Source organism: [Borrelia] tanukii, assembly GCF_030439725.2.
Lineage (GTDB): Bacteria > Spirochaetota > Spirochaetia > Borreliales > Borreliaceae > Borreliella > Borreliella tanukii.
On record NZ_CP124034.1, the window covers coordinates 607,659 to 623,129 of the forward strand.

General features: G+C 27.4%; 11 protein-coding genes. 5 read left to right on the top strand and 6 right to left on the bottom strand.

The window, feature by feature from the left end; genetic code table 11:
- The first annotated feature begins 90 nt into the window (after positions 1 to 90).
- Positions 91 to 1,134: a phosphate acetyltransferase gene (gene pta / locus QIA27_RS03460; RefSeq protein ID WP_301403603.1), complete on the top strand. Its 1,044-nt coding sequence runs from the start codon at positions 91 to 93 to the stop codon at positions 1,132 to 1,134.
- Here pta and rsmA read toward each other — a convergent pair.
- Both rsmA and QIA27_RS03470 read right to left on the bottom strand, forming a co-directional pair.
- Positions 1,117 to 1,962: a 16S rRNA (adenine(1518)-N(6)/adenine(1519)-N(6))-dimethyltransferase RsmA gene (gene rsmA / locus QIA27_RS03465; RefSeq protein ID WP_301403604.1), complete on the bottom strand. Its 846-nt coding sequence runs from the start codon at positions 1,960 to 1,962 to the stop codon at positions 1,117 to 1,119. The genes pta and rsmA overlap by 18 nt on opposite strands.
- Positions 1,963 to 1,986: 24 nt before the next feature.
- On the bottom strand, positions 1,987 to 3,246 hold the full coding sequence (locus QIA27_RS03470) for a ComEC/Rec2 family competence protein (protein WP_301403605.1): 1,260 nt from the start codon (positions 3,244 to 3,246) through the stop codon (positions 1,987 to 1,989).
- 116 nt (positions 3,247 to 3,362) lie between these two features.
- Between QIA27_RS03470 and QIA27_RS03475 the strand changes: the two genes are divergently transcribed.
- Together QIA27_RS03475 and QIA27_RS03480 are read left to right on the top strand one after the other, a co-directional pair.
- On the top strand, positions 3,363 to 4,076 hold the full coding sequence (locus QIA27_RS03475; RefSeq protein ID WP_301353892.1) for a CPBP family intramembrane glutamic endopeptidase: 714 nt from the start codon (positions 3,363 to 3,365) through the stop codon (positions 4,074 to 4,076).
- A 25-nt stretch (positions 4,077 to 4,101) separates the two neighbouring features.
- Positions 4,102 to 6,039 (top strand): AMP-binding protein, encoded by a 1,938-nt coding sequence (locus QIA27_RS03480; protein WP_301353893.1) that lies wholly within the window; start codon positions 4,102 to 4,104, stop codon positions 6,037 to 6,039.
- Positions 6,040 to 6,067: 28 nt separating this feature from the next.
- Here the strand turns inward: QIA27_RS03480 and argS are convergent, their stop codons facing one another.
- Genes argS through QIA27_RS03495 form a run of 3 tightly spaced genes read right to left on the bottom strand, consistent with a single transcriptional unit; the run spans position 6,068 to position 10,586 of the window.
- Positions 6,068 to 7,825 (bottom strand): arginine--tRNA ligase, encoded by a 1,758-nt coding sequence (gene argS / locus QIA27_RS03485; RefSeq protein WP_301403606.1) that lies wholly within the window; start codon positions 7,823 to 7,825, stop codon positions 6,068 to 6,070.
- On the bottom strand, positions 7,818 to 8,417 hold the full coding sequence (locus tag QIA27_RS03490) for a hypothetical protein (RefSeq protein WP_301353895.1): 600 nt from the start codon (positions 8,415 to 8,417) through the stop codon (positions 7,818 to 7,820). The genes argS and QIA27_RS03490 overlap by 8 nt, the downstream gene beginning before the upstream one ends.
- A gap of 21 nt (positions 8,418 to 8,438) precedes the next feature.
- Positions 8,439 to 10,586: a methyl-accepting chemotaxis protein gene (locus QIA27_RS03495; protein ID WP_301353897.1), complete on the bottom strand. Its 2,148-nt coding sequence runs from the start codon at positions 10,584 to 10,586 to the stop codon at positions 8,439 to 8,441.
- Between the two features lie 264 nt (positions 10,587 to 10,850).
- Between QIA27_RS03495 and QIA27_RS03500 the strand changes: the two genes are divergently transcribed.
- A complete protein-coding gene (locus tag QIA27_RS03500; protein ID WP_301403607.1) occupies positions 10,851 to 13,058 on the top strand; it encodes a methyl-accepting chemotaxis protein in 2,208 nt (735 codons plus the stop codon).
- Here the strand turns inward: QIA27_RS03500 and murB are convergent.
- Positions 13,055 to 13,975 carry a UDP-N-acetylmuramate dehydrogenase gene (gene murB, locus QIA27_RS03505; RefSeq protein ID WP_301403608.1) on the bottom strand — a complete coding sequence of 307 codons (921 nt, stop codon included), beginning with the start codon at positions 13,973 to 13,975 and terminating at the stop codon, positions 13,055 to 13,057. The two genes, QIA27_RS03500 and murB, sit on opposite strands and share 4 nt — an antisense overlap.
- A 51-nt stretch (positions 13,976 to 14,026) precedes the next feature.
- Here murB and QIA27_RS03510 point away from each other — a divergent pair, with 51 nt between their 5' ends.
- The gene (locus tag QIA27_RS03510) at positions 14,027 to 15,469 is read left to right on the top strand and encodes a cysteine--tRNA ligase (protein WP_301403609.1); all 1,443 of its coding nucleotides are present in this window, start codon (positions 14,027 to 14,029) and stop codon (positions 15,467 to 15,469) included.
- Positions 15,470 to 15,471: the final 2 nt, after the last annotated feature.

Here is a 15,471-nt window from a genome sequence, read left to right on the forward strand (position 1 = left end):
TAATTGGAAATTATGCATGAAAAAAGATTTTTTTATTTAAAAATATCCTTTTTTATGTGTTTATAAATTTGTGTTTTTATTTTTTATAAAGTGTTTTGTTTAAAAGATTATGTTTTCAAGAAGGCAAAAATATTTGTAAAAGAGAATAAGTATAAAGCCAGTGTAGTTTTCCCCGAAAGTGGTGATTCTAGAGTTTTGAAGGCAGCTGTTGTTATTTTGCAAAGAAACCTTGCGAATTCAATTATTTTAATAGGTAAAAAAGATCCAGTTATTAATTCTTTAAAAGAATTTTCTAATTGTAATAATATTTTAGAAAGAATAGAGGTTGTTGATCCTAATTCTTTTCCAGACATTGAAATGTATTTGGATGAATATTTGAGTTTGCTGAAGCTAAAGGGAGTTGGAGCTACAAAGCAAAGTTTAAAAACTCAAGTTTTAGATGAAATTACTTTTGCTATGCTTATGGTAAGACTTGGTTATGCCAAGTCTTGTGTTTGTGGCGCCATTTCAACTTCTGCTAAGGTTTTGTCTAATGCTTTGAGAATAATTCCTAAGTTGGATGATGTTAAGATTGTATCATCTTTTATGATTATGGATACTTCAAGTATTGCTCGTAATGTTGATTTTTGTTTTGGACATAATGGAATTTTATTTTTTGCAGATTGTTCTGTAGTGGTAAATCCCAATTCTTTAGAGCTTGCAGAAATTGCATTGCAAAGTGCTAAATCTTTTAAAGATATTTTAAATGCAGAGCCTAAGGTAGCTCTTTTAAGTTTTTCAACAAAGGGATCTTCCAATGCTAGGGAAACTGAAAAAGTAAAGAATGCTTTAAATATTGTTAAGAATAAAGAGAGTGATTTGCTTATTGATGGGGAGCTTCAACTTGATTCAGCTATAATTAAAAGTGTTGCAGAGAAAAAATGCAGAGAGTCTTTGGTAGCGGGTTCTGCGAATGTTTTAATATTTCCTAATTTAGATTCTGGGAACATTGGTTATAAATTAGTAGAGAGATTTGCTTTTGCTAAGGCCTACGGTCCTTTTTTGCAAGGTTTTTCCAAGCCTATTAGTGATCTTTCAAGGGGTTGTTCTGTTGAAGAAATTGTATTTGCAAGTGCTTTAATGATAGGCAGTTAAAATGTTGGAAATTTGTATGAATTCTTCAACAGAAATGTTTTCAGGTCTTTTGTCTAAATATTCTTTTAAAAAATTTTCTCTTAGAGTATCTTTATTTACAATGAAATTAATAATAGTGTTTTTTAATTTCTTTCTTCTGCTTGAGAATACAGTTCTAATTAATTTGTTGAATGCTTTGAAGTCTTTTATATTGTTTTTTTTAGGAATTAGTTTTAGTGTTGTAGATTTAACTTTAGGTGCAGGATAAAAATTGTTTTCTCCTATGTCTATTATTTTAATTACTGTGAAGTGTGATTGTACTAAGACTGTAAATGAAGAATAGTTTTTGCTATTTATTTTTGCAGTTATTCTGTCGGCCAATTCTTTTTGCACTGTGAGTACCATTTCTTTTAAAAAATTTTCTTCAATTAATTTAGATATTACTTTTGATGCAATGTTGTATGGTAAATTTGAAAATATTTTATCAATATCTTTATTTTCGCTTGTGTATTTTTTTAAAAAATCTCCTTTTATCAATTTAAAGTTTTTAAATTTTCCAAATTTTTCATTTAATATTTCTGAATATTTTAAGTCAATTTCAAATGCGGTTAAAAGATTGGTTTTTTTTAATAAAATATCAGTCATTGCGCCAAGGCCTGGACCAATTTCCCAGATTTTTTCATTTTCTTTTATATCCAAGCTTTCTATTATTTTTTGCCTTATGTTTTCATTGATTAGATAGTTTTGTCCCCACAATTTTCTTGGAGCTATTTTTTTTTCTTTTAATGTTTGTTTTATGCTAATTATACTGTTATAGTTGATATTCATAGATAAAAGAGATAATAGCATATTATTCTTTATTTGACAGCTATTTTAAATTATTTTGATTTTTTTAGTTTCGTTATTGTAAATAATGCAAGTTATAAGGAGAATACTTAATGTTAAAAATATAGGTATTTGGTGCTGCTTGACTATAAAGAATTTGCTAAAAAATGTTGCTGTAATTTTTATCGTTTGGAATATGTAGGCATTTATAAGGTCAAATAGAAAAAATAAATTCAAGCTTGAAAAGTAAGTTATTAAACTTAATATTGTTATTGCTAAGAAAATTAATGTTAATGGAATAATTATTAAGTTTGACAATACTGAGATTGGTGCTAGATCAAAATTGTTAACATAAATTACCGGTGAGGTGAATATTTGAATAAAAAATGTTGTAAGCATTGATGATGTTAACTTGTTAAGATTGTATCTATTTTTTAGATAAACCGATGCTGATATTCCTATTGTTGCAAGATAGGAGAGCTGAAATCCTATTGAATTTAGTGTTTCGGGCAATGCAATGGCATTTATTATAAAACTAATAGATATGCAGCTTATTAAATTAATCTTGCCATAAATTAGTTTGTATATTATAAGAGATTCTGTCATTAGAAATGCTCTTAGTGTTGAGGGTGTAAATCCAGTTAATATTAGATAATTTAATAAAATTATGCTTAGTATCAAGTATTTTAATTTTTCATTTGTGATTATTAAAAGTAAATAGTAAGTTATTAAACTTATTAGATAAAAATGTAGTCCAGACACTACCAAAATGTGAGCAATGCCTGCATTTTGAAATAATGTTTTTTCATATTTTATTATTTCTGATTTGATATTCAAAATTATTGTTTTTGAAAAATGGGAATAACTAGGATTTAATGCGGCAAAAAAATTATTTAAAGTGTTTGTATATTTTTCTCTAAGCTTGGCAAAAAAGGGTCTTTTGATAAGTTTTATTTTTTGGTTTTCAATTTTAATTGTATCTCCGATTTTGTAAATATTTTCAATATTTTTGAAGTTGAATTTGTATGTATTTGCTTTATTGTCAATTGCTTCGATAATGGTTTTTGAATCTTTTTTTAAATTCTTAATGTTTGTTATTTGATAAATATTTTTTTTAAATGTTTTAAAATTTAATCTAGCTTGAAAACTTAATAGCGATATTGTGCAAAAAACAAAACTAAATGCCAAGTGTTTGTTATTTTTTATTATAAAAAATAATGCTAATATTGTGTTAAAATAAATCAAATTAAGTTTTAAATAATATTGAATTGATAAATTAATTGAAATAAGGATAAATATTAAAATCATTTATAATATTTCCATTTTTTATTTATGAATAATTATCTCTTGAATTTTAATTTGTTTTGATTAATCAATCAATAATCATTCATTGACAATTAATAATTATTTAATTACAATACTTTATGCAATTGTTAAAAAATAAATATTCATTCAAACGAGCTTTGCTCGATCTTTTTTTGGTCTATGTCGTTATTTATCTTGCTTCTCCTTTTGAAAATGTTAATTCAGAATTTTGGAATGTTAATAAAAACCATTTTTATTTTTGGATTTCAAGATCTTTTTTAATTATTTTTATAATTTATTTTTTTAAACTTACCAGTTCTTATGATGATTTTAGAGTAGAGTATTTTATTCCTAAATTTAAATTTATTTTTATTTGGGAATCTGTTTTAATTTTTATTAAAACAATATTGATTGCAATGATATTCATTTTTTCAATAGCTTTTTTACTTGAATATCTGTTGCCAGAATGGGTATTTACCTATTATTTTCAAGACAATGTTGGATTTAATTGGAAAATTAGCAGTAAAACAGCATTGTTTTTAATGATTTTTACCTCTTTTTTTACAGGAGCTTTTGAAGAGTTGTTTTACAGGGCTTTTGTTATTACCAAGTTTACACAAATGGGATTTCCTGTTGTAGTTACCGTTTTTCTCAGTAGTATGTTTTTTGCTTATGGGCATTTATATTATGGAATTTCGGGATTTTTGGTTACATTTATATTAGGAATATTTTTTGCTTTTGCTTATTTAAGGTATAAAAATGTATATTATATGATTTTTATACATAGTTTTTATAATATTATTGTTAGTAGTCTGTTGCTTTTTTTAAATTAATTGTAAATTGATTTGAGGGGGATTTATGAGAGATACTGTGCCTAAACGTTTTAAAGAGGTGGTGGCTCTTTATAGTGAGCTTGATATTTTTCTATATAAGGAAGGGGAGTCTAAAAGTTTTAAGAAGCAAATATACGCTGATTTTTGGAATGAGGTAAAAAGAGTTGCTTCTGGGCTTTTGCATTATGGCATTAAAAGGGGAGAGAAGGTTGTAATTATTTCTGATTCTAGAAGGGAATGGATAATAATTGACGTTGCTACTTTGGGGTTGGGCTGTGTTGATGTTCCCAGGGGAAATGATTCTTCTGAGGATGAATTAGCTTATATTATTAACCATTCCGAATCTACTTTTATTTTTGTTGAAAATAATAAACAGCTCCAAAAAGTTTTATCCAAAAAACATGATCTTAGATTGGTGAGATGTATTGTTGTTATTGATAATGATAAATCTTATGAAGAAAAAATGGGTAATATTACCGTATTTTCTTACAAAAAATTACTAGAGCTTGGAGCTGAGTATTTAAGGGCTAATCCAAAATCATTTGATATGGAGATTGAAAAAGGTTCTTCAAAAGATATTGCAACTATAATATATACTTCTGGTACAACGGGCATGCCAAAGGGAGTAATGTTGAGACATGAATCTTTTATTTTTCAATTGGACAGACTTTATGATTATCTTCCAACACTTAAGCCCGGCAAGATAATGATTTCTATTCTTCCCCTTTGGCATTCTTTTGAGAGGGCTTGTGAGTATATAGTTGCTTTAAAGGGTATAGCAATTGCATATTCAAAGCCCATAGGTCCGGTTTTGTTAAAAGATTTTTTACTTTTAAATCCCCAGATGATTATTTCTGTGCCTAGAATTTGGGAAGGCATAAGAATAGGTATTATTAAAAAAGTTTCAGAATCTTTGATTAAGAAACTTCTGTTTGGAGGATTTTTAAAAACTGGAATTGTTTATGCAAAGTTTAAGGAAAAATTTTTAGGTTTTTCACCTGTTTATAAAAAATCAAATTTGTTTATTGTGCTTTTTTCAAAATTATTTTTATTTGGTGGGATTGTTTTAATTTTCCCTGTTAAATTATTAGGTGATATTTTGGTATTTAGAAAAATAAAAAATGCCCTTGGACAAAATTTTGAATTTGGCGTTTCTGGTGGGGGGGCGTTGGTTGATTATGTTGATTATTTTTTTAAGGCTGTAGGAATTAAAGTTCTTGAAGGTTATGGTCTTACCGAAACGGGTCCTATTTTAAGTGTTAGGCGTCTCAAGGGGCCCGTAGCAAGAACTGTAGGGCCTATTTTGCCAGATGTTGAATACAAAGTAGTTGGAATTGATGGAAAAGTTTTGTCTTATGGAGAGAAGGGTGAGCTTTGGGTAAAGTCACCGCAAATAATGAGCGGTTACTTTAAGGATAAGGCTAAAACCAGTGAAGTTTTAACAGAAGATGGTTGGTTTAACACTGGGGATTTAGTTAGATTGACAATTAATAATGAAATTTCAATTGTTGGTAGAAGCAAAGATACAATTGTTCTCAGAGGAGGAGAAAATATTGAGCCTGAGCCCCTTGAGAGAGTTTTAGGTAAATCTTTATTTATTGAAAATATTATGATTGTTGGTCAGGATCAAAAATTTTTAGGAGCCATTATTGTGCCTAATTTTGATAATCTTGAAAAGTGGGCAAACTCTAGTGGGGTGTCTTATTCTTCTAGGAGTGATTTATTAGTTAATGAGGATGTTAACAAACTTTATTCTAAGCATATCTCAGATACTATTAATACCAAATTAGGTTTTAAGAATTTTGAAAAAATAGTAGGCTTTGTTTTACTTCAGGATTCTTTTTCAATTGGTGAAGAGCTTACCAATACTCTTAAGTTGAAAAGATATTATATATCTCAAAAGTATGAAGATAAAATAAGATTAATTTTTAGTAAAAGTGACCTAGATTTAAACGGATATTAGACAAGAAGATTTTGTATCATTTTCTTGTCTACATTTTTAACATATAAGGAATATTGAGCAGGTACATGCAATTTTTTATTGTTTGTAATATAGCTTTTAAAAATTCGATTCTTGCGGCTGTCAAATCAGTATTGTTTATGTCTATTACTTTAACTTCTTGATAGTATGCGCTAAAATGCTTTGCAAGCGAGTATGAATAGCTGGCAAGTATTGAAGGGTTTAAATCTTTTGCTGATTTGATTATATTTTCTTCTAATTCTGATATTATTTTAATAATTTCCCACTCTTTTTCATGTTTTAAAAGTTCAAGATTGATTTTTTCCGTTATGGGAATTGAAAGTGCATTATATTTTTCAAGAATGCTATTAATTCTTGCTCCAACGTATTGGATATATGGTCCAGAATTTCCTGTAAAAGATAGGCTTTCTTTTTTGTTAAATACAATGTCCTTATGTACAGCTGATTTTAGTAGATAATAGTGAATTGCTCCTAGTGCAATATTTAAAGCGTTTTTTTTAGCATTTTCTTTATTTTCAATTTTTTGTGTAATTTCAGGCATTATTGATTCGGTTAGGTCTAAGATTAAATTATCCCCATCAATTACATTGCCTTCTCTTGATTTCATTTTGCCATCAATAAGATTGACCATTCCGTGTGACAAATGAATAAGTTTTTTATTTTTAGAAATTCCCAATTTTTCTGATACAAAAAATAAACTTTTGAAATGCTGAATTTGTTCGCTTCCAACTACATAAATCATTTCTTCAAAATTAAACTCTTTTGTTCTAACTGCTATGTTTCCTAAATCTTGGGTAAGATAGATAGATGTTCCGTTTGATCTTATTAGTACTTTTTGTTTTACTTTAGTTTCTACTTTTTCATCCGAATCTAAGGGCAAATCAATGCATATTGCGCCGTCTTCTCGTTTATAACAAAGTCCTTTTTCAAGTCCTTCTAACACGACATTTTTTCCAATTTCAAAAATTTCACTTTCAAGGTAAATTTTATCAAATGAGATGTTTGTAGTTTTGTATGTTTCTTTTATTCCTTCAATTGCCCATTTATTTAGCTTTTCCCAAAGTTCAATTGTACTTGCATCTTTTTGTTCCCATTTTAGGAGTAGATCTTGAATTTCTTTTTCAGCATTTTCATTGTCTTGAGAGTATTCGTTGTATTTAACATAAAAATCGCCAATTAAATGGTCTCCTTTTTTTAAAGCTTGTTCGGGGGTAATGTCATTTCCAAATTTTTTGTATGCAAGCATTGATTTGCAAATGTGAACCCCACGATCGTTTATTAAGTTTATTTTCGTAATTTTTGCACCCAAGGCTTTTAATATTCTTGACAGACTTTCTCCTATTACGTCATTTCTGAGATGTCCCACATGCAGTGGCTTGTTTGTATTTGGTGATGAAAATTCTAATATTATTTTTTTATTGTCTAAATATTTGCTTGTTCCATAGGTATCTTTTTGGGCATTTACCATTTGTATTGTATTGTTTATATATTCTTTTCTAGAGATTCTAATGTTTAAGTAAGGCCCCATAGCTTTAATTTCGTATTTAGCCTTAAGAGTTTTTATTATTTCTTTAGAGATAGTTGCAATAGGAAGTTGCAAAGTTTTGCTAAGTTCAAATATTAATATGGAGATATCTCCTAAATCACTTTTAGGGGGTTTTTGAATATTTATATTGATTTTGTCTATCTTTATATTTTTTGATAATGCTAGATTAGCAACTATAGTACTAATTTCATTTTTAATCTGGTTTTTAACACTTTTAATCATTTTTTTCCTCTTTAACACTTGTTAATATTTTGATTAATAATAAAATTAAAGACGCTGCAATAAAAATGTTTGAGCTGTGAGTTGGCATTTTTACATTTATAAGCTCTTTTATTATTGATATCTCTTTGTTAAAAAGTTTTAAATTCCCTGTGTTTAATATTTCTCTAATAAGTGAAATTGTTGAGCTTAGAGTAATGAAAATTAAAATTGGATTTTTAGAGTATTTAATTACCATTGATGGATTTCTTAGGATTTTAAAGGGCTCGTTTTTATGAAATGATATTATTATGGCTATTAAAATGGGTATTGAAAATTTGAATTCTTTATATAAGGTTGGTGTTAAATAGAGCATAAATAAGTAAGTTAGGCTAGTGAAAATTCCTATTATTAATAGATATATTCCTAATATATGGCTTTTATGGTTTTTAAGCTCTATTTGATTAATTATTAAGGCAGGTAATATAATGCATAGTGAAATCCAAATGGATACGATACTAGCATCTAAAAAGTTTTTTGTATAAGCAAAAATAGGAAATAACATTAAGTGGCTTTTAAGATATTTTTCAGTGATATAAAATGGGTTTTTTTGCATATTATTTCCTTTTTGTCTATTTTATTTAGTTTTAAATTGATTTGTACTTTCACTAATTCCGGAAATATGACTTGAGTTTGTAGTGCCTAAAACTTTAATGCGCCCAATTGCTTCTACTAGTTTATTAATCTCTTCTTTTAAACCTTTCATTGAGCTTGAGACCGTAATATTAATTTCTCCTAATAGTTTAACAGTATTAATGATTTCTTTGTTGCCTCTAAACATATCATTTGAGCCAATTTTTACTTCATATGTTATTTCTCTCATTGTATTTAAAGCCTTTAAAATTTCTTGACTACCTATTGATTGCTCTTGCATTGTATGATTTATTTCTTCTATTACTTGAACAACTAGATTTATTGAATCGAATATTTGGTTGAAAGCTTTATTTGTTAATTCAGAAGTATTTACGGTTTTGGTTATTGAATCCATTATTTCGTTAATTGATGAAGCAACAGATTCTGATTGTGATGTTACTTGTTCTGCTAGGTCTTTTATTTCTTCTGCAACAATAGCAAATCCTTTTCCAGCCTCACCAGCATGAGATGCTTCAATTGCAGCGTTCATTGAAAGCAGGTTGGTTTGACTAGCTATAGATGAAATTAGAGAGTTTGCTTCTTGCAATCTTGTTGAGTTTTTGAAAATCTCTTTAATTTGAGTAATAACCTCTTCTTGTTTTTTTCGCCCATCATCAGAGAATCTTTTTAGTTCTTCTGTGCTTTTTGCAGCTTTTTGAGTTATTTCTGTTATTGATTGTATTCCTCCTATCATTTCTTCGATAGCTGATGAGGATTGCTCAACGCTTGCGGCTTGAGTTTCAATTGAGTTATCAAGAGATGAAATATTTTTTGAAAGACTTTCAATTACGTTTGTTGTATTAGATATGAATTCTACCTGTTTTTCTACTTCTTCTTGTGTTTTTTCTATGTATTGATTTGAATTTTTTATTGTATTGTGAGTTTTGTTTATTTCGCTAAATAAATGATCTCCGTTTTCTTTCAACAGTTTCACTCGTTCTTGTAGAGAATTGATTACATTTTTTAGATTTTCAATAAAATGACCAAAAAGATTTATTGTTGAACTTATTGAATCTTTGCCTTTTGATTCGACTTTAAATGTTAAGTCGCCGTTTTTAACTTTTGGAATGACAACATTAAGTTTATCTATTTTTGATATTATTAAAGTTTTTATGGTTGATATCATTATTAATATAAAAATTATTACTAAGATAAATATAATGGAAAGTGAAACTAATCTCATATTTTTAAATTCTTTTGAAAATATGTTATTATAATCTATTTTTATTCCCAAGTACCAATGAGATGTTGCGATTCTTGCTAAGGAGATTATTTCATTTGAATTGCTTGTATTGTAATTTGCTTTTCCTTGAGATAATGCGTTTAATATTTGAGTTAATGTTTTTAAATTAAAGCCAAATATGTGCTTTATGTTTTTCAAAACCTCATCTTTTCCTCCAAATGCATCTCCACTGTTGTTTATTATGTATACATTAAAGTATTTTGATGAATTTTGGCTGCTTGCATTTTGTTCTAGTAACGAATTTTCCAAAAGCAGTAAAAGATATTCTTTTAGTTCAGCAATTTTTTCTGAAATGTCAGCATATAAGATAATATATCCAATATTAGATTTTTTTGAATCTGTTATTTTATATGCTATTGGAATATAAAAATTGTTATTTATTTTTGCTAAACTGTTGTGAAGAATTGAAATTTGAAATGTAGTTATAGCTTTGCCCAAGAGCAATTCTTTTAAGCTCATATATTGACCGATTCTTTTTTTTTCACTTGATGAGATTATGTATCCATCTTTGTTTGCATACTCTATTATTTTAATAAAGGACGGAAGTGTAACTAAAATCTTGTCAGATACTAAGTGTTCTTCACTTTTGTTATTTAGAATTGCAGATTTGTAATCATACCTAGCTGTTAATGTACTTAAAGCTTTTATTATTTCTCTAGATTCATCAGAAAAGCTTTTAATCATTGCTTGGTTAATGAATTTTGTAAAGTCTTGAAGTTCTTTTGTTATAATTTTTTTGTAACCCTGATCTAGTAGTAAAAAGGTTGTTGCAATAATTATTATTGTATATGCCAGAATTATAAAATTAAATTTATAAAAAAGGTTGGAGTTAAGTTTCTTTTTTTTCACTAAGTCCCCTCAAAATTTTGATTTTTCATAAAATTTTAAAATATTGAATTTTTAGTATTCTACATGTTTTATTATATAATTATATATGCATGTAACTAAATAATAAAATAATTATTCGCAAATATTTAGGGATTTAATTTTTAAGATTCAGAAAGAAAGTCTAATTTGCTAATTGTTATTAGTAATTATTTATATATGATTTATGAAGGTGAAAGTTTTGTTTTAAGATTTTAATCACGTTAATGTTATTTTTGGAGAACTTTTATGACCGATGAGAATTTAATCGATGTTAATCTGAAAAATACCAAACGATTTCTTTATCTAGTTTTATTTGGATTTCTTATTTTTAATTTTTTATTTATAGGATATTCTTATGTGAATCATAAAAATGAATATTTGGATCGCTTTAAATTTGATTCTAATTTGTTTTTAAACAGTGTGTCTACTATTATTAAGTCCAAGTATTTGGAATCCTCTAAGTTTCTTGAAGAGCTTGTAAAAGATAGCTATAGGTTTGGTATACTGGTTAATTCTTCAAAGAGCTTTCTTTTGTCTTCAAGTTTAAAATTTGGTGATAGTTTAGATGAAAATAGTGATTTGTTTTTAAAGTCAAGAGAATTTAGCGCTATAGATAAAATTTTTAAAACTATTCCTGTGGCAGAAAATTCACTCGAAGGCATATTTTATATTCCTATAGGGAAGAATGTTTTAATATCAAATTCAAATTTTTCATTTTTGGGATTAAAAGATGTTAGATTAGATCCAATTTATTCTGTTCCTGTAGAAAAAAATTCTAAATATTATTCAAGGTACATGAGAATGGATGGAAAAATTTATTCTATAGTAAGTTTTCCGGTTAGGGATTCTGTTGCAACATTGGGTGTGATAGGGATTTTAATATGCTTTGATGAGTTGTTTGATATTATTGAAAATCAGCTGTATTCTTCTCTTAAATTTAGCAATAAGAATTATAATTTTTTTATGCTTGATAGAAATTATATGCCCATTTTTTTAAACTTTAATAATCTTAAGGACAAATCTTCTTCTACAGTTTATAGCGAGAATGTTTTGAGTAAAGTTATAGCTTATACCCAAAAAGATTCTTCTGTTTCTCAGCATACTTTTAATTATGGAAGTGATTTTTATTTTTTAAACTTTGTAAAAACCGATGATATATTGATTCAAGGATTAATTTTTAATATCAATTCTATTCCTATTATGTTTAAGTCAAATTGGATTGTATTTTTTATATTTTTATTCCTATCTTTTGCTATTATGTTTTATTTGTGCAATACTTTTGTTTTTTCATTAATTAATGATTTTAACAAAATTGTTGATTATCAAAAATCAAAAAGTGATCCTTTTCGTCTCGATTCTCCTTTGGAGGTTAAGTATTCTTCATCTATTGTTTCTTATATTAGTTCAAAGCTAGACAGTATGTCGTCTAAGAGTAACGAATCTTTTGAGAAGATAAAATTTTATTCTGAAGATTTAAATAATTATTTGAAGCAAATAGAAACTGCTATATTAAATACTGAGAGTATAGATGCTAGCGTTTTAGCTTACGAGCAACTAAGAGATACTTTTTCTAGATTTGAAAAGTCAATCGTTGATATTTCAAAAGGTTTTGAATCTGTTGCCGATCCTATTAATGACCACAATAAGCATATGTCAGAAATCTCCTCAAATTTTGAAGAGAATGTTAGCTTTTTTTATAGTATAGATAAAAATTTAGAAATTTTTAATAAAGTTGCTACTACAAATTCTGCTGATATTGAAAATATTAAAAGTAAAGTTTTTGATTTAAATATTGTTTTTGAAAACGTGAATAAAAATTTTGCAGATCTTTTGTCTCAAACGAACAGCTTACAAAGTGCAAATAAACTTTTAGTTTCAATTTCAGCTCAGACCAATATGCTTGCTATGAATGCAGCAATTGAAGCAGCAAAAGCAGGTGATGCGGGTAAAAGTTTTGCAGTTGTTGCTGAGGAAATTAGAAAGCTTGCTATTAATTCTGGAAAATATTCTAAAACTATTAAAGATGAGCTTAAAACGGTTGATGGCATTATTGCGGTAATTAATTCGGAGATTGATACAATTTATAAAAATTTTATGGATATTCAAGATAATGTGGACAGCAATTTTTCAAGACATGAGAAAGTAGATCTTACTCTTGCTAAGCATTTTAAAGAAATTGGCGAGTTTAAAGAAAGGTATTTGTCTCACGATACTAAAATCAGAGATGCTAAGAATATGTATAAAGAAATATTTAATAACCATTTTTTTGTTAGCGGTAAGTTTAATAACTTTAGTCAGGATTTAAAAGAATTTAAAGTTTCTAAAATGAATTTAGATGCAATAAATTCTCTTCAAGAATATTCATCTTTGGTGAAATCTTGCAAGGATAAGATATTAAGGACAAAGGAATTGATTCAAAAAATTAATGATGAGATCAAAGATATTCTTTTTTAGCTTTTTTGATTTTTAAATCCTATGTAAAGAACTTCTTCTTCGAGTAAAAACCCAGTTTTTGAGTAGACTTCAGTTTTTACTTTTTCAATTAAATTTTTTACGTCATTTGAGGTGGCATTGTTAATATTGATAATAAAGTTTCCATGATATTTAGAGACCGCAGCGCCCCCAATGCTTAGTCCTTTAAGTTTGCACTCTTCAATTATTTGTCCGCTGGGTTTAAGAAATGCTTTATTGTTTTTAAAAGTGCTTCCACCGCTTGGGAATAAATAGTGACCTTTGCTTATTCGTGCCTGTTTGTTTTTATTCATTTTTTCTTCGATAATTTTTTTATTTTCTTTTTTTAAATTCAATTCAATTTTTAATATGAAAAAGTTTTTATTTTGAAAAGGCGATATTTTATACTTAAAGTCTTCTTTTTTAAATTCTTTGCAAATAATTTTTCCTTTTTCGTTTATAAATGTAATTTTTTTTAGTATTTCAGAGATTTCATTTCCAAAGCATCTAGCATTCATCCATACAGCGCCTCCTAGTGTTCCAGGTAGTCCATAGATAAATTCTAGGCCACTTAAGCTGTTATCAAGCGCAATTTTACATAAATTTTCGAAATTTGCACCACATTCGGCGACAATTTTATTGTCGTGAATTTCTATTCTGTTTAGATGTCCGGTATATATTATCGGGAAATCAATTTCTTTCTCGTCATTGACTAAAATATTGGATCCTCCCCCAAGAATAAATATTTTAATTTTTTCTTCTATTGCTGCTTTAAAAATATTTTCGGCTTCTTGAATATTTTTAGGAATAAGAAATAATTTTGAAATGTTTCCAATTTTATATGTTGTATAGTCAATCAGATTTTTTGTTTGAGGCTTTATATTGATTTTTTTAAAAAAATTATTTAGGCTTTTAAGCATACTTACTTAATAATAGATTAGACTTTTTATTTTTTCAATTTTGAGAAATGGATGATTTTAAAATTATATAATACTAGAACAAAGAATTTTTCAGAGTTAACAAATTTTGATGATGTTAAAGTGTATGCTTGCGGGCCCACTGTTTATAATTATGCGCACATTGGAAATTTTAGAACTTATATTTTTGGGGATTTATTAATTAAAACTTTAAGGTTTTTAGAGTATAAAGTTAATTATGCTATGAATATTACAGATATTGGGCATTTAACAGGCGATTTTGATGATGGAGAAGATAAGGTTGCTAAGGCTGCAAGAGATAAGGGGCTTACAGTTTATGAGATTAGTGAATTTTTTACGGAAGCTTTTTTTAAGGATTGTAGAAAATTAAACATTGTATATCCCGATAAAGTCCTTATTGCAAGTAAACACATTCCCATCATGATAGAGGTTATTAAAGTTCTTGAAGAAAAAAAAGTTACTTATTTTTCTAATGGTAATGTATATTTTGATACTTCTTGTTTTAAAAGCTATGGAGAGATGGCTGGCATTGATTTGATTGATAAAGATATGACTTTTTCCAGAGTTGATATTGACAAATTTAAAAGGAATAAAACCGATTTTGTTTTGTGGTTTACTAATTCTAAATTTAAAGATCAGGAAATGAAATGGGATTCTCCTTGGGGATTTGGTTATCCAAGTTGGCATTTAGAGTGTGCTGCTATGAATTTGGAGTATTTCAAAGATACGCTTGATATTCATTTAGGAGGAGTTGATCATATTGGAGTTCATCACATAAATGAAATAGCAATAGTAGAGTGCTTTCTGAATAAGAAATGGTGTGATATTTTTGTTCATGGAGAATTTTTAATTATGGATTACAATAAGATGTCAAAATCACGTGGGAATTTTATTACGGTTAAAGACTTGGAAGAGCAAAATTTTTCTCCTCTTGATTTTAGATATTTGTGCTTGACATCACACTACAGGAATCAATTAAAATTTTCATTAAATAATCTTCAAGCAAGCAAGATTGCTAGAGAAAATATGATAAACAGACTAAGTTATTTTTATGCATCTTTAGATTCAGTTGATTTAAATATGCTTAATAAGGATTTAAAAGATTTTAGTTCTAGTGCAGAAAAAGAATATTACGATTCTTTTGTAGAAAAAATTTCTTTTGATTTGAATGTTCCTCAAGGGTTGGCTTTGCTATGGGAGATAATTAAATCTGAAAATCTAGGCTTTGCATCAAAGCTTAAATTAGCGTTTATTTTTGATGAGATTATGTCACTTAATTTGAGAGAAGAAATTTTGAAGAATTTAGAAAATCATGATGTAGTTGTTGATGAGAATATGAGAATTTTGATTGAAGAAAGAAGAATAGCTAAATGTGAGAAAAATTTTAAACGTGCTGATGAGATTAGGGACTTTTTTGCTAAAAAAGGTTTTGTTTTGGTTGATACTAAGGAAGGAACTAAGGTTAAAAGAGGCTAGTA

Bases quoted from the DNA above. Each gene is read 5' to 3' on its own strand.
- rsmA (WP_301403604.1), bottom strand. From the start codon at position 1,962: ATGCTATTATCTCTTTTATCTATGAATATCAACTATAACAGTATAATT.
- QIA27_RS03490 (WP_301353895.1), bottom strand. From the start codon at position 8,417: ATGCAAAAAAACCCATTTTATATCACTGAAAAATATCTTAAAAGCCAC.
- murB (WP_301403608.1), bottom strand. From the start codon at position 13,975: ATGCTTAAAAGCCTAAATAATTTTTTTAAAAAAATCAATATAAAGCCT.
- QIA27_RS03475 (WP_301353892.1), top strand. From the start codon at position 3,363: ATGCAATTGTTAAAAAATAAATATTCATTCAAACGAGCTTTGCTCGAT.
- QIA27_RS03500 (WP_301403607.1), top strand. From the start codon at position 10,851: ATGACCGATGAGAATTTAATCGATGTTAATCTGAAAAATACCAAACGA.
- QIA27_RS03470 (WP_301403605.1), bottom strand. From the start codon at position 3,246: ATGATTTTAATATTTATCCTTATTTCAATTAATTTATCAATTCAATAT.
- QIA27_RS03480 (WP_301353893.1), top strand. From the start codon at position 4,102: ATGAGAGATACTGTGCCTAAACGTTTTAAAGAGGTGGTGGCTCTTTAT.
- QIA27_RS03510 (WP_301403609.1), top strand. From the start codon at position 14,027: ATGATTTTAAAATTATATAATACTAGAACAAAGAATTTTTCAGAGTTA.
- argS (WP_301403606.1), bottom strand. From the start codon at position 7,825: ATGATTAAAAGTGTTAAAAACCAGATTAAAAATGAAATTAGTACTATA.